This is a genomic window from Paenibacillus sp. JJ-100 (assembly GCF_948329825.1).
Lineage (GTDB): Bacteria > Bacillota > Bacilli > Paenibacillales > Paenibacillaceae > Paenibacillus.
Genome location: NZ_CAOJCM010000002.1, coordinates 708,770 through 734,943, shown reverse-complemented (window position 1 = coordinate 734,943; position 26,174 = coordinate 708,770). Strand labels below are relative to the sequence as shown.

Sequence of the window (26,174 nt, the reverse complement as noted above, 5' to 3'; positions counted from 1 at the left end):
CTACAATATACAGCAATAGGTTTGAAGAGGAAGGTTTGGGGCTGTGAACGAGCCCTGCTGATGATCGAAAGGATGGGGTTACATGACAAATAATATATGGTGGGAGGACCTGCAGATCCACATGGTGGAATGGCGGCGTCACCTTCATCGCAATCCTGAGATTTCCTTTCAGGAAGAGAAAACATCCTCTTTTGTAGCAAACATGCTGGAGAGCTTTGGGATTGAGGTGACACGTCATGTAGGCGGCCACGGCGTCATTGGCAGACTTCAGGGGGACAGGCCAGGTCCAGTTGTTATGCTTCGTGCCGATATGGACGCGCTTCCGATTCAGGATGAGAAGGATGTAGAGTATGCTTCACAGCAATCCGGAGCGATGCACGCGTGTGGTCACGATGGTCATATCTCAATTCTTCTCGGAACGGCGCTCTATTTCAGTCGACATAAACACGAAGTTCGAGGCGAAATCCGGTTTTTGTTCCAGCCAGCCGAAGAGTTGCTTCCGGGCGGTGCAGTTCAAGTTATTAAGGACGGAGCCTTGAAAGATGTGGATGTGATCTATGGAATTCATCTGTGGACGCCACTTCCTGTTGGCGTTGTTGCAAGTACAGCAGGTCCGCTAATGGCAGCAGCAGATGACTTTTACATCGAAATCAAAGGTAAAGGCGGTCATGGCGGTATGCCTCAGGCTACGATTGACAGTGTCGTTGTAGGTTCCGCACTTGTGATGCAACTGCAAACTGTAGTTAGCCGATCTGTTGATCCACTGCGTCCAGCTGTACTAACCATTGGCACGATGCAAGCCGGTTCTGCGCAAAATGTAATTGCGGAACAGTGCAAGTTGAGTGGCACGGTGCGAACATTTGATGAAGATACTCGAAATGCAATGAAAGAGCGGGTGCTTGCCATGGTGGCTCAGACAGGAGCGGCATACGGCGCTGAAACCCAGGTGAAATATATTATGGGATATCCACCTGTCGTGAATGATGCCCAAGAGACTGCGCGTTTCTTCACAGAAGCTACGGAGATGTTCGGAGAAGAGCGAGTTCAACAATCTCCAATGCTGATGCCTGCTGAAGATTTTGCGTATTATTTGCAACAGGTTCCGGGTTGCTTCATGTTTGTCGGTGCAGGTAATCCGGATAAAAACGCGATGTATCCGCACCATCATCCGATGTTTGACTTTGACGAGGACGCAATGCAGACAGGCGTCAAATTGTTTGTGGCAATGGCGAAGAGTTACGCAGCCGAATGTTAAATATTGTAGTTGGGCATCCTGAACATACCTAGGTATGGACAGGGTGCTTTTTTCGTTATGTTGTAAAAAAAGCGGAAAAAGTTATAAGCACTCATGTGTGAATATTTTTTGGTTCAACTAAGGATATGAGAGAAGGAAGGGATGTGCAAAAGATGGAGATGTTGAATCATCAGGGGGCTTGTATTGTACAGCGTGATTTTACGATATTGCTCGAAGTAGGGCATCCCGGGTTTGAAACAGCAAGAGGGCAGCTATGTAAGTATGCAGAACTTGTGAAGACACCAGCAACGTTTCATACATATCGTATTACGCCGTTATCGCTGTGGAACGCAGCAGCACTCGGTTGGAATTCAGAACAAGTTATTGCGAGTCTGGAGCTCGTCTCACGCTGGAATGTGTCTGCCGCTCTGATACAGGATATACAAACAATGATGGAGCAATACGGGAAATTAAAACTGTATAGTGGGCCAGATCACGCTAAAATTCGCCTTACTAGTGAAGATCAGCAGCTACTGGATGATTTAAATCGCATGAAATCGATATCTGCTTTCCGTATGGAACGAACCAGTGCACATGAGCTTGTGTTCTCAGGGGAGAAGCGTGGTTTATTAAAGCAGGAGTTAACACGTCTTGGTTATCCGGTGTTGGATTATGCTGGTTATCGGAAAGGCGACGAACTTTCATTGGGCTGGCGATTGAACAAAAATGGTTCGAAGAGCGATACATACAAAGGAGAAGAGGAAGCTGGATTTAAGCTTCGTCCTTATCAGAAAACAGCAGTGGATGCTTTTGAGGGCGGTGAAGGCGTAGGAGGCAGCGGACTTTTAGTACTACCCTGCGGAGCTGGCAAGACGATTATTGGCATGGCTGTACTCGAACGGTTGCAATGTGAATGTCTTATTTTAACGTCTAATACAACGTCTGTCCGGCAGTGGATTCAGGAGATGTTAGATAAAACGACGATAACAGCAGAACAAATTGGGGAGTATTCCGGGCAGAAAAAACAGGTCAAACCCGTGACGGTAGCAACGTATCAAATCTTGACCCACCGTAAGTCCAAAGATGCGGACTTCACTCATATTCACCTCTTACAGGAACGCAATTGGGGACTCATTATCTATGACGAAGTACATCTATTGCCTGCACCGGTTTTTCGAGCCACTGCTGACATTCAGGCGACACGTCGTCTAGGTTTGACCGCTACGCTGATTCGTGAAGATGGATGCGAAAAGGATGTTTTTTCACTAATTGGGCCCAAATTGTATGATATGCCATGGAAAGAACTGGAGCATCAAGGGTGGATTGCTGAGGTGAAGTGTCAAGAAGTCAGGGTACCCTTCTCGGACGAGCTAAGATCAGCTTATGTGCAGGCTGAGGGCAAGCATCAATTCCGTCTGGCTGCTGAAAATCCTGCAAAATTAAAGGTTGTTAAACGCCTGCTGGAACGTCATGAAAATGCACCGACACTGGTCATAGGACAATATCTGAACCAGCTTGAGACGATTGCCCGGGAAATTGATGCACCGCTAATCTCTGGATCGATGTCACAGCAGGAGCGGATGAAATGGTTTACTGCTTTTCGGCAGGGAGAGATTCGAACGATTGTTGTATCTAAAGTAGCTAATTTTGCTGTAGATTTGCCGGATGCTGCCGTAGCACTTGAAATCTCTGGAAGTTTCGGTTCAAGACAAGAAGAAGCCCAACGGCTAGGACGAATCTTGCGTCCCAAAGCAGGTGAAAACAAAGCTTATTTTTATGCATTGGTGTCGGAGGGTAGCAGGGAACAAGACTTTGCACTCAATCGTCAGATGTTTCTGGTGGAGCAGGGCTACGAATATGCCGTTGTACATGAACAGGATACACCTCATTAAACATGTGCAGAAGAGGAGAGAGGAAACAGATGTCTGATCTAAGGTTTGGAGTGGAACAAGAGATGCAATTGAAAATGAAGCCTGAGCTGGAATTATGGTCTGCACTTACGCCAGCGGAGCAATGTGTTCTTGGTGTTCTTTTTCACAAATATGCAGGTCAATGGTTCTCTTCTCTCCTGCCTTCAGACGTATGGGCAAAGGAAGGGCTAAGCGGAGCAGAAGCTAAACTTGCTTTTGCTACACTTCAAACCAAACAATGGATCAACTCAGCATATAGAAGCTGGGGGGAGTGCTCTTATTATATCCCAGAATATCATCTAGCAACGTTAACAGTGGCTTATAAAGGACGTGTTGGCTGCAAAGTGGAACCAATGATTAGCTCCGTTCGTCGTGTTATGAAAGAGGGAAAACCTCATATCGCTGGAGAGTTGCTTCACCTGCTCGCGTGGATTCAACGACAGGGTCTGCCTGTAACCGCAAAAGGCACAATACATAAAAGGAATGTACAAAAGTTAAGCACATTAACGATATTGTCTCATGTTGATTTTGAACAATTAGAGATGACTTATGATCACATGAACTTGTATTCGGTGCACGTGGTTATTTTGCTAGATTTACTGCTTAGCCTTAACTTGATAGAGAAGACGAACGAAGGATTTCAAATTAGGAAAAACCAGCTGCAACAATGGATCAAGCTGCCCTGGTCTATAATGCATAGGGAAATTTTTCGAGTGTGTATGAATCGATATGGAGCATCAAGTGCAGAACAACAGCATTTTCGTTATCAGTTGGTATTGTTCACATCAGGTCTTCATACATGGTGTCGCATACGAAATGGCGAAGGGCATGCAAGAATCGAAGGCTGGCTTCATGCTTTGGCAGGCTGGGGCTTTGGAGAAGTTGGTGAAATTGGTGATGATGAGAATCGGGAGCTTGCATACCGCTGGGTCATTGATCCGGTCGAGCTTCTAAATCTTGGATCCGATTGTGTACATAAGCGGGACGAGAAGCGATCCGGTAGATTTTATGTGCAACCGGACTTTGAAGTCATGGTACCCCCGGACGTCTCCCCTGAAATTTGCTGGACATTGGAGAATTACAGTGAACGAATCATTCGTGATCAGATGTCCATCTATCGGCTCACTAAAGAGAGGATTGAGAAGGCTGTTGCTAACGGAGTGAAGGGGGAAGTTATCGCTAATTTCTTGGAAGCGCATGGGCAGGGTGATGTGCCAGAGCATGTGCTTGCGGTGTTAAAAGACTGGGCGAGAGAAAGCGAGAATATGTTAAACAGCAACAGTTCGCTCCCTCTCTTTTTATTGGAACACTCGGACATACAGGATATCAGTAAAGAGATGGAAATGTCATCCGGTTGGTACTACGACCCTGAGGCATCAGGATTCATTCAAGTTACACAACTTATGCAAGGTATGAAGTCAGAAGAGCAAGATGAATCTAATGTGGTTCATAATCATGAAAAGACAGCATGGCACAAGAGGAAATTGAATGTACCGGAGACATGGCATAGGGAATGGAGGATGTATCATCTGTCCACTGCGCGGCAAATTGCTGTTCAAGCCATCGAATGGCAGGTGAAGTTAGGGATCAAAAAGGGAGATACTACTTTTGTTCTGATTCCACATCAGGTACAGGGACATGAGCATTGGACGCTTGAGGGGTGGTGTGTTCTGGATTCAGACGAACTTCCATCTCTAACAGAATGGCGAACATTTGCGTTTGAAAAGGATGATAGTGTGCGTCTTATTTTGCCGGATGGTGTCTGAATGAGATGAATTGATTCTGGAAACAGAGCGAAAAACGAATTTTTGAGATTTACCTAATTACAACTATAGGAAAAACTCTTCTTAACTATCCATGGATATGCTATGATGAAGTAGTCTACATTAAGTAGAACTTTATATATAGATAGGATGAATAATTCATGAGCGTAGCGGAAATAAACACGGTCGATATGGCCCAAGTGTTAACGGGCGCATATGAACTGGGCGACATGATTAACCAATCTGCCGAAGTATCGGATTATTTATATTGGAAGCAGCAAGTTGAAACAAGTCCCGAGATTCAGGAGGGCATCCGAAGATTAAATGCCAAGAAAGAGCTGTTTGAAGAAACACAGCGTTTTGGCCATTTTCATCCAGACTACCACGCAGCCAAGGATCAGGTAAAAGCGTTGGAAAAGGAGCTGGAGTCCTTCGAGGCCGTGGCTCGCTTTAAACAGGCTGAGCGGGCTTTGGATGACATGTTGTTCCAAATGTCGGAGACCATTGCCTTTGCTGTGTCTACAACGATTAAAGTGCCAAGTAATGACCCGAATCCCAAAGGTGGCTGCGGTAGTGGCGGCAAATGTGGATGTAGCTAAATCGAATGGCGATCAGACCATAACAACCTACACTTTGAATTGACCGGGCCTTTCGAGGGCCGGTCTCCATTTATAGAAAGGCGGGAACGATAATGTTTGCGGAAAGAACAGGATTCATTATTTGGGTTAGTGATTTGAAAGCGGCCCGCAATCTCGAAAAATATGGTACCGTACATTATATCTCCCGCCGTATGCATTATGTTGTGATGTATGTTAATGCAGAACGAGCTGACGATACGATGAAAAATGTGAAGCGACTTTCCTATGTGCGCAAAATTGAGCGTTCTTATCGTAATGAGATCAAAACCGAGTATGCCAGCAAAACGATGGATAAAACGAGTTTTTATGGAATATAGCTGAAAACACAGGAGGGGCCCGGCGGGTCGCTCTTTTCTTAAAATAGTAACATGATTGGACGTTTGTGAAAAAAGTTAAACTTACGCCTTGTTGTTGCAGGACTAATGTTGTAATATATTTGGTAATTAATAGATAGAAAGTCCTATCTGGTGGAGAGTGATTCCCATGCGTGATAAGGTGATGCAACGTTGGAGCACCTACGAGCCGTTTTTTGTGGCTCTCGGAGACAAGAAAGTGGCTGACATCGTCATTACCCATCATGCGAAGATGCGGTATGCGGACCGGATTGAGCCTGCCCGGGGTGATGATGACCATATTGCGGCCTGGTTATGGGAGTGTCTTAAGCAGGACCGGGTAACGCCATATTACCGCAATGAACAAGATGTTTACCTTATTGATGATGATCTAGTTATGGTTGCCGAATTTTCCGAGCTTGAAGGAGAATATGATATTACGGGCAATCCGTTACACAAGATGATTGTAGTTACTTTTTTGGGGCGTATGTCGGAGACGATTGAACTCAGAGATTTGAAGTCATACTATTCTTGGCTGAGACACTCCAGAAGAATGACACTGGTCAAAAATAGCCGAAAGCATAGATGATGAAATGTTCAGGATTGCAATCATACATGTTATGTGAGATTTAATTTGAGATGTATTGTGCTAACGCATGCAGACAAGCTGCATGCTTTTTTTTGTTGCATCACTGGAAATCGGATACAATATAGAAAGTGTAATTGAAGAGGGGCGAAGACATGAATTTTCATCAGCTGCACATTTTTTATACGGTAGCGGAAAAGGGAAGTTTTTCTGCAGCCGCGCAGGCGTTACATATGACACAACCAGCGGTTACGATGCAGATCCAATCGTTGGAGGACTATTTCGGGACTAAACTATTGCATCGTTCCACGAAGAAAATAGAATTATCAGAGGCGGGTCGGACGTTACTGCCTCATGCTAAACGAAGTGTAGAACTCGTGAGACAGACGGATGAAGCGATGTCTGCTTTCACCCAGAAGTTGCAAGGAAGATTGCAACTCGGGGCAAGTCTGACGATCGGTGAATATGTGCTGCCTCGTATGCTTGGACCTTTTGCGCATCAATATCCAGATATCTCGATTGTGATGAAAGTGATGAACACAACTCAGATCATGGATGAAATTTTGAAGCACCAGTTGAACTTTGGGTTAATTGAAGCGCCGGTGAACCACCCGGATATGATCGTAGAACCTGTGATGCAGGATGAACTGAAGCTGATTGTACCGGCAGGGCATGATTTGGCAGGGCGCGGCAAGGTGAATCTGGAAGAAGTGATGAATTACCCGTTTGTACTGCGTGAAGAAGGTTCCGGCACACGTCAGGTGATGGAAGGTCAACTGCGAAAGAAAAAAATCGATCCAAGTGATATGAATGTCGTCATGGAACTGGGGAGCACAGGTGCCGTTAAATCGGCTGTGGAGGCGGGCGTAGGCATCACGATGTTGTCTCCTTCGTCCGTTCAGCATGAACTTGCCCTGGGGCTTGTTCACATTGTGGATATTCGCGGGCTTGAATTCAAGCGGCAGTTTTATGCAATTCATTTGAAGTCTTCATTGTTGCCATTATCTGCAGTTGCTTTTTTGGGGTATTTACGCCAACAGGAGCATGAGGTGGAAGAGCAGATTCAGAATTAAGACAAGTTGTGTAAAACAATATGAAATTCAACATCTTGATTTGAAAGAAGAAAGGAAAGATTGCCTGTGAATCAGAACCAAAGACGCTGTGATCTCCATACACACAGTCAGGCCTCAGATGGTATGCAATCTCCGACCGATAACGTGAAGCTAGCGAAGCAGAGAGGACTAGCTGCAGTAGCCTTAACGGATCATGATACTGTATCCGGTGTGGCCGAAGCGAAACGAGCGGGCCAAGAGTACGATCTGGAAGTCGTAGCTGGGGTAGAGATTAGCACTCGAGCTGGTGGTAAAGATATTCATGTACTTGGTTATTACGTGGATACGGATGACGAGCAGTTTCTGCAACGTTTACGTGGATTAAGAGAAGCGAGAGAGGAACGCAATCAGCTAATCATTGGCAAGCTTCAGGAACTTGGTCTGAATATAAGCTGGCAGGAAGTGTTGGATGGACTGGGACGGCCGTTGGAGCCGGATGAGAGTATTGGCAGGCCCCACATGGCTGACGTGCTTGTGAAAAAAGGATATGCTACCGACATGCGAGATGCATTTGATCGCTACCTTGCAGAAGGAAAACCTGGTTTTGTATCCGTGCCCCGAGTCACCCCGAAGGATGCATGCAATTGGATCAGAGCAGCAGGAGGTGCTGCGGTGATTGCCCATCCGGGTCTCTATCAAGATGATGAATTGGTACGCCAGATTATTGAGAATTCCCTTCCGGATGGCCTCGAGGTATATCATTCAGATCATGGTCCGGAAGATGAACTTAGGTATGCTGAGATGGCGAGAGAGTACAGTTTAATAGAGACAGGCGGGTCAGATTATCATGGCGAACGGCAAGGTGTAGTTTTCCACGGTGATTTGGGCAGCAAGACGGTAACGGTAGATGTGCTTGAAAGACTGCAGGCGGCAGCAAAAAAAGTTAATTAGTATGAATAAGTGAAGTGACTAAGATAGTATTCTATAAAGCTAGAATGCAATGCACCCCAAAAATCCCCTGCCATTAAAGGCTAAGGGGATTTTTGGGGTGTTGTCTATCGTATTGTTCATCTCAACCATGGATGGATAAACTTATCCATTTTTAATAGTGGATGGCAAGCTCTTGATCAATTCATCATTTGGCGTAACAAATAATGTTTTCTGATGGTCATAGATGACGAATCCAGGCTTGGCACCGCTCGGTTTACGTACATGTCGGATATAGGTGTAGTCTACAGGTACGCTGCTTGACTCCTTCGCTTGGCTGAAATAGGCAGCAAGCTGTGCGGCTTCCTCCAGCGTAGCTTCACCGTAATCAGCACTACGTATCACCACATGTGAACCCGGAATGTCTTTGGTATGCAGCCATGTATCATTAGCAGAAGCGAGCCTGTTCGTTACATACTCGTTCTGAAGATTGTTTTTGCCAACCAGAATGTCTATTCCTTCGGAAGATGTGAATTGATGCACGGTTGGACGGTCGTTTTTCTTTTTCTTCTTCCCCTTTTTGTTCCGATCACGCAGGTAACCTTGTTGTACCAGTTCTTCTCGAATTTCTTCAATATCGTTCATCGATGCGATGGACAGCTGCTGAAGGAGGTTATCGAGATAAGCGATTTCGTCTTTGGTCTTCGCAAGCTGGTCATGAATGACTGCCAGACTGTTCTTGTATTTGTTATAGCGCTTGAAATAACGCTGGGCGTTATCAGATGGCGTGAGCAATGGGTCTAGCTGTATGGTAATGCTGGCTTGGTCTTCATCGTAGAAGTTGACCAGCTCCACACTTTTGTCGCCCTTCTTAACCAAGTGCAGAGAAGCAAATAACAGTTCCCCCCACAGTCTGTACTTGTCTGCATCGTCTGCTTCAAGCAAGTCTTTGTTCAGATTGTCGAGTTTCTTAATGTTTTTGCTGCGCTCATTCTGAAGGAAACGGAGCAGATCGCTGACACGTTGTTTAACGGTATCTCTCTCCGCTTTGTCTCCGTAGTAATCCTCCATGCATTTACTCATGGTATCGTACGATTGTTCGTGGTCCTGAATGAGTTGTAGACGAATGGCCGAAAAGACCATTTTACCCTTGCCGTTCAGACCTGTTACAGGGGTGTACTCGTGATTTTTCACAGGTTCTATCACAGATTCAAAAGCAGTCCAGAGGGAATCCGTTGGAATATGACCCGAGTCAGCAACGGTGCGATCTGAGATCTCCCCTGCAATCAGCGGACTCATACCACTAAAAGCATTGACCAGCAAGCGTGAAGCAGCAGCTTTGGCTTCGGCTGAGGTTTTGGTTTCCGGTTCGGATTCAGTTCCCGTTTCCGTTTCCGTTTCGTCTACAGCGCCTTCTATGATCTGTTTAAACTCGTTTTTCGAGACTTCTAATGGATTGCTTTTACGTTGTTCGGGCGGTGCAGTGTACGAAAAACCAGGCATGACAACCCGGTAACTGCTGATGGACGGAGTAACATGGTGGATGCCATCCAAAATGGTATCCGTCGCAGGATCGACCAAAATAATGTTGCTATGACGTCCCATTAGCTCGATGATCATACGTTTGACTGAAACGTCGCCAAGCTCGTCCCGCTGGCGGACATCGATATGAATGATCCGTTCCATTCCGACCTGACGAATATTTTCAATGATGGCCCCTTCGCAGTGCTTGCGCATCAGCATACAAAACATCGGTGCCTCGGTGGGATTCAAAAATGTTTTCTCTGTAAAATGTACACGCGGATATGTCGGGCTTGCCGATACAAGTAATTTACTGTTGCCACGCTGGGCACGCAGGGTGAGCACGATATCATGGCCGTTTGGCTGATGTATCTTGCTGATGCGTCCTCCTATACAGCCCTGCAATTCATGTACAATGGCTCGGGTTACGATGCCGTCAAGTGCCATATAGTCCACTTCCTCTCTATCGAGCATCTGCTTAAATGTATGCCAAGATGCTTCATCTATAACGCTTTATAGCTAACCGCAGCTTATGTAACAACATCGGATATAGATCAAAGCCTGGCTGCAGTCTTCAAATGCATGACAATCGACCAAGCGAATACCATCCAATCAGTTGCACGGTAATCCTTGCAGACTCTTATTTTAGCTTATTCTGTCCATGAGGGAAAGGATTCACCTTACGGGTGCTATTCACCGACCTGTCCGAATACATATAGAGCAGGTAGTTTGTCCGGCAGAGTGTACAGCCTTAGACCAGCATGCCGGTGAATGAGGTGAACTAGCATTGCAGATACAATAAGACTGGAGGGAATTGTGGAGCATGGAACATACCAAGTGGCATCAGCTAAGCGACGAAGAGCTTCGTGAAACTCTTGGCGTGAGCCCGCAGGAAGGGTTAACGGACGAAGTTGCAGCAGAAAAACGGAAAGTTTCCGGATTGAATGAATTGAGCGAGGGACAGCGGATATCGCCAATTACTCTTCTGCTAAATCAGTTTAAGGATTTCATGGTGCTAGTGCTTATGGGGGCAACACTGGTATCCGGGTTGCTTGGTGAATACCTGGATGCGGTAACGATTGTAGCGATCATTGTGCTGAACGCAATCTTAGGATTTGTACAAGAGTTCAGGGCCGAACGCTCCCTTCGGGCGCTGAAGCAACTGTCCGCTCCTGCCGCCAAAGTGCTAAGATCCGGACAGGAGGTACATCTTGCAGCGAAACAATTAGTACCGGGAGATATTGTAATGGTAGAAAGTGGGGACCGCATTCCTGCTGACGTGCGCTGGCTGGAAACCAACAGTCTTGATGTCGAAGAGTCAGCACTCACCGGTGAGTCTGTACCTGTTAGTAAACATTGCAGACCGATTGCTAGTGAGGATGTTCCGTTGGGGGATCAGAAAAATATCGGTTTTATGGGTACGATGGTTACACGCGGCACTGCCAAAGGTGTCGTTATTCGAACAGGTATGGATACGGAAATGGGAAAGATTGCGGATCTCATCCAAAACACCGAGGAGCAGGAGACACCGTTGCAACACCGTCTGGAGCAATTAGGTAAAATTCTGATCTTCGTTGCACTGGGATTAACCGTGATGGTGGTAGTCGCAGGTATCTTGCATGGGCAACCCGCAGTAGGTATGTTTCTGGCAGGTGTGAGCCTCGCCGTTGCAGCGATCCCGGAGGGGCTGCCAGCGATCGTTACCATTGCACTAGCGTTAGGTGTACAGCGGATGATTAAACGTAAAGCGATTGTTCGCAAGTTGCCATCTGTAGAAACGTTGGGCTGCGCCTCCGTTATCTGCTCGGATAAGACAGGAACCTTGACGCAGAACAAAATGACGGTGACGAATGTATGGCTGGAAGGACGTCATATCAAGGTGACTGGGGACGGTTATGCACCGGAAGGGCATATGCTGGAAAATGATCGCATTGTGGAGCTGAAAAGTGATCAATCGTTACGAAGAATGCTACAGATCAGTGCGCTTTGTAACAATGCCAGTATTGTGGAGACAGTAATGAACGATACAAGTAAGAAAAAGAGTAAGGATTCTAAAAAAGACGGTAAGAAAGGTTCTAAAAAAGGACAGCAGGAGGAGGAGCAGATTAGTGCCGGCCAAGTGCTGTGGGAGTTAAAAGGTGATCCGACAGAGGGAGCATTGGTGGCTATGGCTTCCAAAATGGGACTTACTCCGGCTGGACTCAAGGAATTGTATGATCGCGAGCAGGAATTCCCGTTTGACTCTGAACGTAAACGCATGTCTGTGTTGGTCAAACATCAAGGTGGGCGTATGGTTTATACCAAAGGAGCCCCTGATGTTCTGATTGAGCATTGCAGTTACATTTTGTGGGAAGGCAAAGTAGTTCCCTTCACCGGCACGCTGCGCCAGAAAGTGATGGCTGCTAACGAAAGCATGGCTGGTGATGCCCTACGGGTGCTCGGTATGGCCTATCGTGAAGTGAAACCAAAGGAACATGTGGCTGATGAGCATGCAGCAGAGAGCCAGCTTATATTTGTAGGGCTTGCAGGTATGATTGATCCGCCTCGCCGTGAAGTACGGGATGCCATTGCGACATGCCGCAAGGCAGGGATACGTACAGTAATGATCACAGGAGACCATGGAACAACGGCTGAAGCGATCGCTCATCAGCTGGGTATTCTTCCGCGCGGTGGGGTATCGCTGAGCGGACAACAACTGGCTGGTATGACGGACGAACAACTGGATAAACAGGTGAACGATATCTATGTCTTTTCTAGAGTATCGCCTGAGCACAAGTTGCGTATCGTCAAGTCACTGCAACGCAGAGGACACGTTGTTGCGATGACTGGAGACGGCGTTAATGATGCACCTGCCATCAAGGCCGCAGATATCGGCATCGCAATGGGAATCACGGGAACAGATGTGACCAAGGAAGCTTCATCCCTCATTTTGAGTGACGATAACTTCTCCACCATTGTGGCGGCCATCGAAGAGGGACGGAACATATATGAGAACATACGCAAGTTTATCCGATATTTGCTTGCTTCCAATGTAGGTGAGATTCTAACCATGTTTTTTGCGATGATGATGGGGCTTCCGCTCCCGCTCGTGCCAATCCAGATTCTATGGGTAAATCTTGTGACAGATGGTTTGCCTGCGATGGCACTCGGGGTGGATCAGCCAGAAAAAGATCTGATGGAGCACAAGCCACGTGGAGCGAAGGAAAATATTTTTGCCCGCAGGCTGGGCTGGAAAATTATTAGCCGCGGTGTACTGATTGGACTATGTACGCTCGGCGCCTTCTGGCTGACACTTCAAGTTGCACCAGATGAACCTGGACAGCTTGTCAAGGCACAGTCTGTTGCATTTGCCACATTGGTACTTGCGCAGCTTATTCATGTATTTGACTGCCGGAGTTCACGTTCAATATTCCACCGAAATCCTCTGCAGAACAAATATCTGGTTCTGGCTGTCATCTCATCCGTTGTACTCATGCTGGTGGTTATGTATGTGGAGCCGCTTCAGCCAATCTTCAAAACCATGCCTCTAGGTTTGCGTGAATGGGCTCTATGTATCGTGGCCGCTGGCATTCCGACATTCCTTATGGGTGCTGGAAGCGTCTGGGGTGGTCGTCGTAATCGTCGCCGCATGGGTGGTACGGGACGCCTCGTACCGAAAAGTACAAAGTTTTCAGCATAAAATCAATAGCATTTAGGATTTCATTTCGGTAAGCTATCCTCACAATGATTCAAAGCGAATGCTTTGATATGTGCAGGATAGCTTTTTTTATAACTGAACTGTCGAATTCAACGTAATAATAGTCATCCAGTAGTAAAGTGTAAAAGAATAAACTGCATAAAAGATACAATATAGCTTTGGCATTTGGTTGTCATAAGGAGTGGGCAAGATTATGGAAATTACGAAAATGCACGGACTTGGCAACGATTTTATCATCGTATTCGGTGAAACTGAGCTTCCTGCTGATGCAGCTGAACTTGCGGTAAAATGGTGCAACCGATTCTTCGGCATTGGCGCAGACGGCTTGGTTTATATACTGCCTTCAGAGAAGGCTGATTTTCGGATGCGCATCATGAACTCGGATGGTTCTGAAGCGGAGCAGTGTGGTAATGCAATTCGCTGTGTCTCCAAGTACGTGTATGACCACGGTCATGTTGATCGAGAGCATATCTCAATTGAGACCATTGGTGCGGGTGTTCAGCCTGTGACCCTCAACATTCGGGATGGGAAAGTAGACACGGTTCGTGTAGATATGGGCGAGCCAATTCTGGACGGTCTTCAAGTGCCAACAACAGTGGATGAGAATCCTGTAATCAACCATTTTATTGAAGCACATGGCCATGCGTTCAACTTCACGGCCGTATCCATGGGGAACCCTCATGCGGTGATCTATGTGGATGATGCGGTGAACTTCGATCTACTAACATGGGGACCCTTGCTTGAAGTGCATCCGTTGTTCCCTAAAAAAATTAACGTTGAATTCGCGACGGTGCGTGATCGCGGATATGTAGACATGCGTGTATGGGAGCGCGGGGCTGGCCCTACTCTGGCTTGTGGAACGGGCGCTTGTGCGACACTTGTATCTTCTGTACTCAATGGCCTCACGGATCGCACAGCGGTGATCAGTCTTAAAGGTGGGGATCTGAACATCGAGTGGAGTGAGACAGATAACCACGTCTATATGACGGGACCGGCCGAATTTGTCTTTAAAGGATATACTTTTTAACTGAGATCAGATGATTGAGACGGTTTAGACGATTATATACCCAAGAATCAAAGAGGCCTGACGGCCTCTTTTTTTTCTGTATCCTACGTGTTGTCCGGCTGTAAAGGACGAATTCAGCGCATAAAACCGGTAAAGTCCACTGGAGCTGGACAGACCTCAAATCCCTGTGTTTTTCTTCGTTATTTAACGTTTTTTGTGTTACATTAGTATGAAATGATTACAGTCAGGCGGGGGGAAATGGGATGAAGGCAGATTTACGCACAGTGATGCAACAGCGGGTTCTTGTTGGGGATGGGGCCATGGGAACGTTCCTATATCAAATGGGATTTCCGGTAGGGATCTCCTATGAGGAGTTGAACTTAATTTCACCGGAAGTTGTAGCAGACGTGCATCGCCGATACCGTGATGCGGGGACAGATATATTCGAGACTAACACGTACTCGGCTAATTTCGATAAGTTGTCCAAATTCGGACTGGAATCGAAGGTAGAAGACGTCAACCGTGCAGGTGTCCGTATTGCAAAAGAAGTTGCGGGTACAGAAGGATACGTACTCGGTGCTATTGGGTCAATCCGAGGCGGCAAACGGACTAACGTATCCACGAGTGAATTAAAGCGCTTCTATCAACAGCAGATTTTTGCCTTGCTCGATGAAGGAGTGGACGGCATTCTGCTTGAGACCTTTTATGATATCGAAGAGATGGATATCGCTCTTCTGCAAGCTCGTAAGCTGAGTGACCTGCCTGTGATCGGACAATTTGCAGTAGAGGATGTTGGCCATACGCTGGATGGTTACACGATGCCTGAAGCTTTCCATATTATGCGTGAACAGGGTGCTGACGTGATAGGTTTCAATTGCCGATCAGGTCCAAACGGAATTATGCGTGCGATGGAGACTGTGTCGGGACGCGTCGGAGTTCCAATGTCGGTCTACCCCAATGCGGGTGCGGCAGATTATGTAGACGGCCAGTTTCGTTATGGGGCTACGCCGGAATATTTTGGTCAAACCGCAGTGCAATTCGCCGATCTTGGTGCACGCATCATTGGCGGGTGCTGCGGAACAACGCCGGATCATATCACCGCAATTAAACAAGCGCTCTCATCATATATCCCGTTGCCGATTGCAGAGGTTGATCCCGCAGAAACGAAGCCTCGTATCGTACTTCATGAACATGTCGATGAGCGTGCAGGGCGGGGAGGCCAGCCAACGATTGTTGATCTGGTCAAACAGCGGCATACCGTCATTGTAGAACTTGATCCCCCACGTGATCTGGATATTGCCAAATTTATGAAGGGTGCCGAAACGTTGAAAGCAGCAGGAGTGGATGCGCTGACGCTTGCAGACAACTCTCTTGCTGTAACACGCATGAGCAACATGGCCCTCGGACATTTGGTGCAGGATCGCACAGGTCTTCGTGCACTTGTACATATCGCTTGTCGTGACCGTAACCTGATCGGGACCCAGTCCCACATGATGGGGTTTGATGCACTGGGTATTAATCATGTGCTAGCTGTAACAGGTGATCCTGCAAGGTTTGGTGACTTGCCTGGTTCAAGCTCAGTATACGACCTTACATCCTTTGAAATTATACGTATGATTAAACAACTCAACGACGGTGTGGCCTTTTCGGGTAAACCATTGAAGCAAAAAGCTGGCTTCGTCATCGGGGCTGCGTTTAACCCGAATGTGAAACATCTCGATAAAGCAGTACAGCGGCTTGAGAAGAAAATTGCCTCTGGTGCAGACTATATTATGACCCAACCCGTGTATGATCCAAAACTGATCGTAGCGATGCGTGAAGCGACAAAACACCTAGATATTCCCATTTTTGTTGGTGTTATGCCGCTCGCAAGTGGCCGAAACGCAGAGTACTTGCATAACGAGGTTCCGGGTATTCAGCTTTCCGATGAGGTGCGTTCACGCATGGCAGGACTGGAAGGTGAAGAGGGGCGTGCTATGGGAGTAGCGATTGCGAAAGAGCTGCTAGATGTCGCCACAGCGCACTTCAAGGGCATTTATCTGATGACTCCATTCATGTTCTATAAGATGACTGCCGAATTGACTCAGTACGTCTGGGAGAAGTCAGAGCATCAATGTCCTACTTGTTTCAACCCTAATAATCAATTACAATAGTAAAACGGATGTGATGCCGATGTCATTCAGTATGACCGGATACGGTCAATCCGCCTTTCAATTTGGCGGCTATAAGGTACAACTGGAGATCAAATCAGTCAATCATCGTTACTGCGAAGTAATGATGCGCCTGCCAAGAGAGTGGGCCTGTTTTGAGGATGGTCTGAGAAAGATCGTACAGAGCCGCTTGAAACGTGGGCGAATTGATGTTTATGTAATGAAAGAGAAAGAGGAAGATCAGGCTCTCCCCGCTGTTCTGAATGAACAGGCGGTCAGGGCCTATCTGCAGGCTGCTGATGAGCTTGAATCTCAATTTGGAATGCAGGGCAAACCAAGTATTGTGGATATGCTAGGATTTCCGGATGTCATGGTTCAGCCGGATGGGACAAGTTCTGATTCGGAAGGCCAGAAAGACGAATGGGAGCAGCTACTGCAAGCCGGATTGAATGAAGCTCTGCACAGCCTGGAACAGATGCGTGCCCGTGAGGGGCTTCATCTGGCCAATGATCTGGAGAGGCGGATCTCCCGCCTAGAGTCACTGCATACCGAGATGCTTGAGCTTGCACCAACTGTGGTAAATGATTACCGCAACAAGCTGAGACAACGTCTCACGGAGTTGCAGGAAGAAGGCTCTTTCCCTTTTGATGAGCAAAAATTGGGTATGGAAATCGCAGTCTTTGCCGATCGTTCCAACATCGAAGAGGAGCTTACGCGTTTACTCAGTCACTTTGGACAATGTAGAGAATTGCTGAAGAGTGAGGATGCAGTAGGCCGAAAGTTGGACTTTCTGATTCAGGAGATGAATCGGGAGGTGAATACGATTGGATCAAAAGCCAACCACTTGGCTCTGGTGAATCGTGTTGTCGAGATGAAGGCGGAGCTGGAGAAGATTCGTGAGCAAGCAGCGAACATCGAATGAACGGCCAAATTTCGGCAGAAGAGTCGCATGTATAGGGGGAAGAACCTGATTATGGCAATCAAACTCATTAACATTGGATTCGGTAACATCGTATCGGCGAACAGGATTATATCTATCGTGAGTCCTGAATCCGCGCCGATCAAGAGAATTATACAAGAGGCCAGAGATCGTCACATGTTGATCGATGCAACGTATGGAAGACGTACGCGTGCCGTAATTATTACGGATAGTGATCACGTTATTCTGTCTGCTGTTCAGCCTGAAACGGTCGCCCATCGTCTTTCCTCGAAAGATGATGATAACGACGAATAAAATGGAGTGTAATATGTCTAAGGGATTACTAATCGTGTTGTCCGGCCCATCAGGGGTCGGTAAGGGAACAGTATGTAGTGCGTTGCGTAAACGTGTGCCGAATTTGACTTATTCGGTATCAGCAACCACTCGTCAGCCACGTCTTGGTGAAGAGCATGGAGTGAATTATTTCTTTCACTCGCATGATGAGTTTTTGCAGATGATTGCCGAAGACCAACTGCTGGAACATGCAGAGTACGTTGGCAATTATTATGGTACTCCGCGTGATTTTGTGGAGAAAACGATCAACGAAGGCCGCGACATCATTCTTGAGATTGAGGTTCAGGGTGCACTTAAAGTGAAAGAGAAATTCCCAGAAGGGATTTTTGTCTTCCTGCTTCCTCCTTCTTTGGACGAGTTGAAAGATCGCATTCAAGGCCGGGGTACAGAAAGTCAAGCGACGATTGATCACCGGATGTCCGTTGCGGTAGATGAGATCAATTTGCTGGAGCATTATGATTATGCTGTAGTTAATGATGAGATCGATTCAGCTTGCAAACGAATAGAAAGCATCATTATCGCCGAACATTGTAAGATCAATAAATAATCCACTTTGCCGCCGCGTACAGCGTTATTCATGGGGCTGTTGTCATATCATGTTAAGGTGATGCTCATTACAGGGTGTCAGAACGTGAAGGGCACGCAACATAAAGGTTCTGTCAGGCGGCAACTTGTGATTATACTAATGCAAAGAGGTGTTTGTTAATATGCTGTATCCTTCGATTGATGAAATGATGAACAAAGTTGACAGCAAGTATTCCCTGGTTGTTGCTGCTTCCCGTCGAGCGAGACAGCTTCGTGAAGGCGAGAAGTCGGAATTGAGAAACGCAAAATCTCATAAGCAGGTTGGCGTTGCACTGGAAGAGATCTACGGAGATCATCTGGTTGTAATCAAAGGACAGGACGAAGAAGAAGAGTAAGCCTTAGGGCTGCTCTTCAACTGCATACGGCGGAAGCCGGAATTATTTTGACAACCGCGAGGTTGTTATTTTTTTACGAATAAGCCTTTATAACGTTCTTGAACTAGACGTCTTAACATTATCGGGGGATCTGAACATGTTGAACGGTAAAAAAATCGTGCTTGGCGTGACAGGCGGCATCGCAGCTTATAAGGCAGCAACATTATGCAGCAAACTGGTGCAAAAGGGAGCGGATGTTCATGTTATCATGACTGCTTCAGCAACCCAGTTTATTACGGAATTAACGCTGCAGACGTTGACCCGCAACGCCGTTTATACAGATACATTTGATGAACGTGAACCGGCGGTTGTTTCTCATATCAATCTCGCAGATCTCGCAGATCTCGTGCTGGTAGCTCCGGCAACAGCGAATGTAATCGCCAAAATGGCACATGGTATGGCCGACGATATGCTCACAACGACGTTGCTTGCTACCACTGCACCCGTGATGATTGCACCTGCCATGAATGTACACATGTATGATCATCCAGCGGTACAGCATAATATGAGACTGCTGGATGAGCGGGGTACCTTAATGATTGAACCGGGCGAAGGACTACTGGCTTGCGGATATGTGGGCAAGGGGCGTCTGGAAGAGCCGGAGACCATAGTGGAAGTGGTAGAGCGTTTCTTCGCTCAACAGGATAAAGCTCATGTTCCACAGCAGGATCAAGATTGGGTGCAGAGTCACTTGTATGATCAGGTGCAAGGAGAAGGTCGGACTTTATTGCTCAAAGGAAAAAAAGTGATCGTGACCGCTGGTGGTACGGTGGAACGCATTGATCCGGTTCGGTATATTACGAATGATTCTTCCGGAAAAATGGGGTTTGCCATCGCCGCTGCTGCGCGTGATCTCGGGGCCGATGTGAAGCTTATTATGGGTAATACACAGGCACAGCCGCCAGTAGATGTTAAGATCATTCCCGTGCAGTCTGCACAGGAAATGTACGAGGCGGTATCCCGAGAATGGGAGGAATCGGACATTGTCATCAAGGCTGCGGCTGTGGCTGATTATCGTCCGAAGGAAGTATACACAGAGAAAATCAAGAAAAAGGGCGATACGTTGTCGCTCGAGCTTGTGAAAAATATAGATATTTTGGAGACGCTGGGCAAACAAAAGACGCATCAGTTTTTGATCGGTTTTGCTGCCGAGACACAGTCGCTCGAAATGTATGCACGTGAGAAACTGAAACGGAAAAATTGTGATCTGATCGTAGCCAATGATGTCTCCCGTGCGGGAGTAGGATTTGGAACAGATACCAACGCGGTAATGATCTATGACCGTAATGGGTTGGTAGAGGAGCTTGAGTTGATGTCCAAGGAAGATGTTGCACATCGCTTGCTCCGAATTGCGGCGGAGCGCATTGCCGGGAGGAATTAGAAGATGGAGATTGCCAAGGTCATTGTCGATGTGCCTGTGAAGCAGACCGACCGGCCTTTTGATTACCTGGTACCCGACGATATGAAAGAGTGGATTGAGGTGGGAAGCAGGGTAGGTGTACCTTTTGGACATCGAACGGTGCAAGGGTTCGTTGTGGATTTGGTCCCTCGAACGGGGGAAGAATCGTTTAAGATGAAGCCTATTCAGGAACTGCTCGATCTTGTGCCTCCACTATCCAAAGATCTGGTGGAACTGGCAGAATGGATGAGCGAGCGATACGCGAGTAATCGCATTTTGTCTCTGCAAGTGATGGTTCCAACGGCATTGAAAGGTAAGGCCGAGCGCTATATTTCACTGGGAAATGGACTGGATGGACAAGCACTGAACGAAGCTTCACATGAGGAAGTTCTGTTTGTCTGGGGTGAGGAGTCGACAACCGAGAAGGTACAGCAGGATATTATCCGTTTTGTCAAAAGCCGAGGGCAGGTGCCATTGCAGCAATTAAGCCGTAAATACCCGAACCACGCATTCTTGATTAAGAAGCTTCTGCTCAGTGGTGTGCTATTGGAAAGTCAAGCCATCAAAGACAAGCTGAGCAAAAAGACGATGAAATCCGTTCATCTGGCTGTGGACATCGCTACAGCGGAAGAGGCACTTGCTTCATTCCCGGCAAAGGCACAGCGACAGAAAGAGATTCTTGCTTTTTTACTGGAAATGAAAGATTTGCTACCAATGCCTCTAAAGGAAGTATTGACGACTCTGCAGGTTTCGGCAGCTACGATCAAGGGGCTGGAGGAAAAAGGGTTAGTCGTGACAGAGGACGTAGAAGTTTTTCGCGATCCGTATCAAGGTAGACGATTTAAACCGACAGAGCCACTGGCTTTGACAGAGGAGCAACAGCGTGTTTATGGCAGTATCAACGCTCGTCTACAGGAACGACGTCATGGCACTTTTTTACTGCATGGTGTTACCGGAAGCGGTAAAACAGAGGTGTATCTTCAGACCATTCAACAGTGCATCAATCAGGATAGGCAGGCAATTGTATTAGTACCTGAGATTGCTCTAACGCCACAGATGGTAGAGCGTTTCAAAGGACGTTTTGGCGATCAAGTTGCGGTTATGCACAGTCGTCTTTCTGGAGGCGAACGTTATGATGAATGGCGTAAAATTCGAGAAGGTCAGGTCAAAGTAGCGATTGGTGCCCGCTCTGCAGTGTTTGCTCCATTCAGCCGCCTAGGCTTGATTATAATGGACGAAGAACACGAAACTTCATATAAACAAGAAGAAACACCTAAATATCATGCGCGTGACGTCGCTGTTAAAAGAGCACAGCAGCACCAGGCTGTAGTCGTTCTAGGTTCAGCCACGCCTTCACTGGAAAGTTATTATGCTGCGCGCTCACAAAGTAATGATGATTTTGCCCCCCTTTTGCTGGAAATGCCTACAAGGGCGCTCGGCAACAATCTGCCGACGGTGCGCATCATTGATATGCGTGAAGAGCTGAAGGACGGCAATCGCTCAATGTTCAGCAGGGCACTGCACAAAGGAATTGAAGAGCGCATGGAGCGAGGAGAACAGACGGTGTTGCTGCTAAATCGCCGTGGATATTCAACCTTTGTTATGTGCAGAAGCTGCGGATATGTGGCGGGGTGTCCGGAATGCGACATCTCGTTAACGTATCATCAGCGCTCTAACAATTTACGCTGTCACTATTGCGGGTATGCCGAAGCTGCGCCAGAAGTATGTCCGGATTGCGGAAGCGAGCATATAAGGTACTTTGGTACAGGGACGCAGAGGGTCGAGGAAGAACTGGCCAAGCTATTCCCGGGGATTCGGGTAATTCGAATGGATGTAGACACCACAACGGAAAAAGGCTCCCATGAAAAACTGCTGAAACAGTTTCGAGAGAAAAAAGCGGACGTGTTGCTTGGGACACAGATGGTGGCCAAAGGTCTGGATTTCCCTGATGTGACGCTGGTTGGGGTGATCACCGCAGATTCAGCGCTGAATTTGCCGGATTTTCGTGCTGCGGAGAAAACATTCCAACTACTTACACAAGTGGCAGGTCGGGCGGGCCGGCATCAATTGCCTGGCGAGGTATTTGTGCAGTCCTATACACCAGAACATTACTCCATTGGACATGCAAGCCAGCATGACTATGTTTCTTTTGTACGGGAGGAATTGCTGCACCGCAGAAACCTGCAATACCCGCCGTACTGCCGCCTCATATTGGTGACGTTCTCCCATGAACAGCTTCCTGTACTGATTCGATTAGCTGAAAACTATACCCGATTGTTAAAAGAGAAGGCGAATGCTGCCGGATGGTTGGGTAGTTTGGATCGTTTCAGTAATGATGCTTTTGATGTTCTTGGCCCCGTAGCTTCTCCTATTCCAAGGATCAAGAATAGATACCGATTCCAATGTATGATAAAATGGCGTGGGGATGTGGACGCAATCGGCCTGGCTCTGGCAACCGCTCGGCACATGGACGACGATGTTCAGGCCCAGAAGCTGCTTATTAGCCTTGATGTAGATCCGCAGATGTTGATGTGAACATTTTACAGCACTTTGTTGCGTAAATGGGGATGTGAACAAGCGGTATAAACATAGATTAATATCAACAACGAAATAGAGAATTTTGTCGTGAAACTATGATGAGGATTAGGAAGGTGCTTACAACATGTCGATTCGTATTATCGTTAAAGAACCAGATGAGGTGCTTCACAAAAGAGCGAAGGAAGTAACCAAAGTTACACCCAATGTACAAAAACTGCTAGATGATATGGCAGACACGATGTACGATGCAGAAGGCGTGGGTCTTGCTGCTCCTCAAGTGGGCATTTTGAAACGCTTAATTGTTATTGATGCAGGAGATGAGCAAGGGCTGATCAAAATGATTAACCCAGAGATCATTTCCAGTGAAGGGGAACAGTTCGGACCTGAAGGTTGCCTGAGTATTCCGGGCATTAACGGTGATGTTCGTCGATACGAGACGGTTACGGTTAAAGGACTGGATCGGGAAGGAAACGAACTGATTATTACAGGTAGCGGACTGCTATCCCGTGCGTTCCAGCACGAAATTGACCATCTGAATGGCGTACTCTTTACGGATATCGCTGAAAAAGTATACGAAATTGCCCCGGAGCAAACTGGACCGCGTCGCAATTAAGGAGTGATCGATTTGAACATTGTGTTTATGGGAACACCTGAATTTGCTGTTCCTTCACTAGATATGCTAATGGCGGAAGGGTACAACGTGGTAGGCGTGGTAACTCAGCCTGATAAACCACAAGGACGTAAAAAGGTACTTACACCTACACCGGTGAAGGTCGCAGCTGAACGCTACGGTCTGCCGGTGTTTCAGCCTGTTAAGCTGCGTGATCCGGAAGCGGTGGCTCGTCTGGCGGAATGGAAGCCTGATTTAATTGTGACAGCCGCATTTGGACAAATTCTTCCCAAAGCGGTACTCGATATGCCCGTTCGCGGTTGTGTGAACGTGCATGGATCTCTTTTGCCTAAGTATCGCGGAGGAGCACCCATTCAACGTTCCATTATTAACGGAGAATCGGTAACAGGTGTCACATTGATGTACATGGCAGAAGGACTGGACACTGGGGACATGATCTCCCGTGTGGAAGTGCCGATAACGGATGAGGATACATCGGGTACTATGTTTGTAAAATTGAGCGAGGCTGGTTCCAAGCTACTTCAGGCTGAAATGCCGCGTCTGATTGCAGGCGAAACGACAGCTGTTCCTCAAGACGATACACAGGCTTCATATGCTCGTAATCTGACTCGCGAAGATGAGAAGATGGACTGGAATCGTACTTCACGTGAACTGTTCAATCAGATTCGTGGTCTCGTACCTTTTTCAGGCGCATTTACGATGTGGGACGAGCAGGTATTTAAAGTTTGGGCAGCAGCCAATCCCGATCAAGTGAAGGCAGAGGCTTCATCCATCGCTAATGCTGGACAAGCTGAACCGGGAACGGTGTTGCAATTGAATAAATCAGGCATTGAAGTAAAGACAGGGGATGGCTCTTTGTGGCTGAAGGAAGTACAGCCTGCGGGCAAAAAAGTGATGCAAGCTGCTGACTTTGCACGCGGTGGAACATTAAAACCTGGTATGGTGCTGCGATGAGTGGGTCACAGTCAGGTCACTCTGCTGGAAAAGAACGTATGACAGCTGGCGGCAAGGCTGCCGCCGGGAGCCAAAGCAATCACAATCGACGTCAGTCTGGCAAAGGTTCTTCTGGCAGCCAGAGCAGGACTGCCAGAAAGGGCACTGCGCCGACTTCTTCTGCGAAGGGAAGTTCAACTAATGCTCGTGTGCAGAAACCGAAAACTTCAGCCCGGGCACTGGCTGTCAAGGTGCTTAGTGCGGTTGAACAGGATGGAGCTTATAGCAATCTGGAACTAAACCGTCGACTCAAAGAGGCAGAACTTAGTTCTGCGGATGTGGGACTTGCTACGGAACTGGTATATGGAACGATTGCAAGACTGAACACACTGGATTATTTCCTGGAGCGTTTTGTTGCCAAGGGCACAGCCAAATTACAGCCTTGGGTGCGCAGTTTGCTTCGGATCAGTACCTATCAATTGATCTACTTGGATCGAATTCCGGAACATGCCGTCGTCAGCGAAGCAGTAAATCTGGCGAAAAAGCTTGGACATCAAGGTATCTCGGGTATGGTTAACGGCGTGTTGCGGAATATGATTCGAAATAAGGAGCAATTACATGTTCCTTCCGATCTGCCGATCGCTCAACGAATCTCTTTGGAGCATTCCCATCCACTATGGATGGTAGAACGGTGGATAGCTCAATATGGGGAAGAGACGACAGAAGCGATCTGTCGCGCGAACAACGAACCTCCGGCAGTAAGTGTTCGTGTCAACACGACCATGATCACACGTGACAAGCTGATGGCTGAAATGTCAGGAGCGGGTGCGGTGGTAGAAGCATCATTACTTAGTCCAGATGGTATTTTGGTTCGAAGTGGTGGGAATATGGCCCTCACGTCCTGGTATCAGGAAGGGTTATTCTCTGTACAAGACGAAAGTTCCATGCTGGTTGCCGAAGCTGTAGCACCTGAAGAGGGGCAGAACGTACTGGACTGTTGTGCAGCTCCAGGTGGAAAAACAGCTCATATAGCAGAAAAGATGCAAGATCGCGGGCATATTGTTGCTAATGATGTTCATGCACATAAACGTGAGCTTATTTTGAATCAAGCTGAGCGTCTTGGGCTTAGCTGTATTGATGCAGTAACTGGAGATGCGCTTGATTTAAACAAACGATATAAAGAGTCTTCATTTGACCGGATTTTGCTGGATGCTCCATGCTCGGGTCTAGGTGTGATCCGCCGCAAACCGGATGTAAAGTGGACGAAATCAGTTGATGACATTGAAGGAATTTCTAGTTTGCAACGAGAGCTTTTGGATCGTGTAGCGCCATTGCTCAAACCAGGCGGCATTTTGGTCTATAGTACCTGTACCATTGAATCGACAGAGAACGAGGACATGGTAGCGGATTTTTTAGGTCGTCATCCAGAGTATCAGGCCATCGAAACGTCCGCATGGTCCCAACCGGAAGTTGCAAATTGGAAGACCGTAAACGGTGGTATTCAAATTCTGCCACAACACGCCGATAGTGATGGTTTTTACATTGCAAGGTTGACAAGAATAACTGATTAACTGTTTAATAAAGCACTGAAGGAAGGCCGCCGAGGGAAACCCCGGCGGATTTCT

Annotated in this window: 21 protein-coding genes; 20 read left to right on the top strand and 1 reads right to left on the bottom strand. The window is 47.2% G+C overall.

Going from position 1 to position 26,174, the window contains the following annotated elements:
* The first annotated feature begins 82 nt into the window (after positions 1–82).
* The 8 genes from PQG66_RS10015 to PQG66_RS09980 all read left to right on the top strand — a co-directional run bounded on the left by PQG66_RS10015 (position 83) and on the right by PQG66_RS09980 (position 8,466).
* A complete protein-coding gene (locus PQG66_RS10015; RefSeq protein ID WP_272037538.1) occupies positions 83–1,255 on the top strand; it encodes a M20 metallopeptidase family protein in 1,173 nt (390 codons plus the stop codon).
* Positions 1,256–1,416: 161 nt separating this feature from the next.
* On the top strand, positions 1,417–3,126 hold the full coding sequence (locus PQG66_RS10010; protein WP_442955092.1) for a DNA repair helicase XPB: 1,710 nt from the start codon (positions 1,417–1,419) through the stop codon (positions 3,124–3,126).
* Between the two features lie 29 nt (positions 3,127–3,155).
* A complete protein-coding gene (locus tag PQG66_RS10005) occupies positions 3,156–4,910 on the top strand; it encodes a helicase-associated domain-containing protein (RefSeq protein ID WP_272037537.1) in 1,755 nt (584 codons plus the stop codon).
* A gap of 158 nt (positions 4,911–5,068) precedes the next feature.
* Entirely contained in the window at positions 5,069–5,506 is a 438-nt protein-coding gene (locus PQG66_RS10000) for a YlbF family regulator (protein WP_272037536.1), read from the top strand.
* Between the two features lie 92 nt (positions 5,507–5,598).
* A complete protein-coding gene (locus tag PQG66_RS09995; protein ID WP_026080981.1) occupies positions 5,599–5,862 on the top strand; it encodes a YlbG family protein in 264 nt (87 codons plus the stop codon).
* A gap of 166 nt (positions 5,863–6,028) precedes the next feature.
* Positions 6,029–6,466 (top strand): hypothetical protein, encoded by a 438-nt coding sequence (locus PQG66_RS09990; protein WP_272037535.1) that lies wholly within the window; start codon positions 6,029–6,031, stop codon positions 6,464–6,466.
* A gap of 152 nt (positions 6,467–6,618) precedes the next feature.
* The gene (locus PQG66_RS09985; protein WP_272037534.1) at positions 6,619–7,536 is read left to right on the top strand and encodes a selenium metabolism-associated LysR family transcriptional regulator; all 918 of its coding nucleotides are present in this window, start codon (positions 6,619–6,621) and stop codon (positions 7,534–7,536) included.
* A gap of 66 nt (positions 7,537–7,602) precedes the next feature.
* Positions 7,603–8,466 (top strand): PHP domain-containing protein, encoded by an 864-nt coding sequence (locus PQG66_RS09980; protein WP_272037533.1) that lies wholly within the window; start codon positions 7,603–7,605, stop codon positions 8,464–8,466.
* Between the two features lie 141 nt (positions 8,467–8,607).
* Here PQG66_RS09980 and PQG66_RS09975 read toward each other — a convergent pair whose 3' ends face one another.
* Entirely contained in the window at positions 8,608–10,410 is a 1,803-nt protein-coding gene (locus PQG66_RS09975) for an Rqc2 family fibronectin-binding protein (RefSeq protein ID WP_272038131.1), read from the bottom strand.
* A gap of 376 nt (positions 10,411–10,786) precedes the next feature.
* Here PQG66_RS09975 and PQG66_RS09970 point away from each other — a divergent pair, with 376 nt between their 5' ends.
* From PQG66_RS09970 to rsmB, 12 genes are all read left to right on the top strand, one after another.
* Positions 10,787–13,642 carry a calcium-translocating P-type ATPase, SERCA-type gene (locus PQG66_RS09970; protein WP_272037532.1) on the top strand — a complete coding sequence of 952 codons (2,856 nt, stop codon included), beginning with the start codon at positions 10,787–10,789 and terminating at the stop codon, positions 13,640–13,642.
* Between the two features lie 211 nt (positions 13,643–13,853).
* Positions 13,854–14,687: a diaminopimelate epimerase gene (gene dapF, locus PQG66_RS09965; RefSeq protein ID WP_272037531.1), complete on the top strand. Its 834-nt coding sequence runs from the start codon at positions 13,854–13,856 to the stop codon at positions 14,685–14,687.
* Positions 14,688–14,929: 242 nt separating this feature from the next.
* Entirely contained in the window at positions 14,930–16,819 is a 1,890-nt protein-coding gene (locus PQG66_RS09960) for a bifunctional homocysteine S-methyltransferase/methylenetetrahydrofolate reductase (protein ID WP_272037530.1), read from the top strand.
* 19 nt (positions 16,820–16,838) lie between these two features.
* Positions 16,839–17,738 (top strand): YicC/YloC family endoribonuclease, encoded by a 900-nt coding sequence (locus PQG66_RS09955; RefSeq protein ID WP_272037529.1) that lies wholly within the window; start codon positions 16,839–16,841, stop codon positions 17,736–17,738.
* Between the two features lie 51 nt (positions 17,739–17,789).
* Positions 17,790–18,050, top strand: a complete 261-nt coding sequence (remA, locus tag PQG66_RS09950; RefSeq protein ID WP_006209218.1) for an extracellular matrix/biofilm regulator RemA — start codon at positions 17,790–17,792, stop codon at positions 18,048–18,050.
* Between the two features lie 13 nt (positions 18,051–18,063).
* Positions 18,064–18,636 (top strand): guanylate kinase, encoded by a 573-nt coding sequence (gene gmk, locus PQG66_RS09945; protein ID WP_272037528.1) that lies wholly within the window; start codon positions 18,064–18,066, stop codon positions 18,634–18,636.
* 160 nt (positions 18,637–18,796) lie between these two features.
* Positions 18,797–19,009: a DNA-directed RNA polymerase subunit omega gene (gene rpoZ, locus PQG66_RS09940; RefSeq protein ID WP_272037527.1), complete on the top strand. Its 213-nt coding sequence runs from the start codon at positions 18,797–18,799 to the stop codon at positions 19,007–19,009.
* A 136-nt stretch (positions 19,010–19,145) separates the two neighbouring features.
* The gene (gene coaBC, locus PQG66_RS09935) at positions 19,146–20,429 is read left to right on the top strand and encodes a bifunctional phosphopantothenoylcysteine decarboxylase/phosphopantothenate--cysteine ligase CoaBC (RefSeq protein WP_272037526.1); all 1,284 of its coding nucleotides are present in this window, start codon (positions 19,146–19,148) and stop codon (positions 20,427–20,429) included.
* 3 nt (positions 20,430–20,432) lie between these two features.
* The gene (gene priA / locus PQG66_RS09930; protein WP_272037525.1) at positions 20,433–22,982 is read left to right on the top strand and encodes a primosomal protein N'; all 2,550 of its coding nucleotides are present in this window, start codon (positions 20,433–20,435) and stop codon (positions 22,980–22,982) included.
* Between the two features lie 127 nt (positions 22,983–23,109).
* Positions 23,110–23,598 (top strand): peptide deformylase, encoded by a 489-nt coding sequence (gene def / locus PQG66_RS09925; protein ID WP_272037524.1) that lies wholly within the window; start codon positions 23,110–23,112, stop codon positions 23,596–23,598.
* A 12-nt stretch (positions 23,599–23,610) separates the two neighbouring features.
* A complete protein-coding gene (fmt, locus tag PQG66_RS09920; protein ID WP_272037523.1) occupies positions 23,611–24,570 on the top strand; it encodes a methionyl-tRNA formyltransferase in 960 nt (319 codons plus the stop codon).
* Positions 24,567–26,120: a 16S rRNA (cytosine(967)-C(5))-methyltransferase RsmB gene (gene rsmB, locus PQG66_RS09915; protein ID WP_272037522.1), complete on the top strand. Its 1,554-nt coding sequence runs from the start codon at positions 24,567–24,569 to the stop codon at positions 26,118–26,120. The genes fmt and rsmB overlap by 4 nt, the downstream gene beginning before the upstream one ends.
* Positions 26,121–26,174 lie beyond the last annotated feature (54 nt).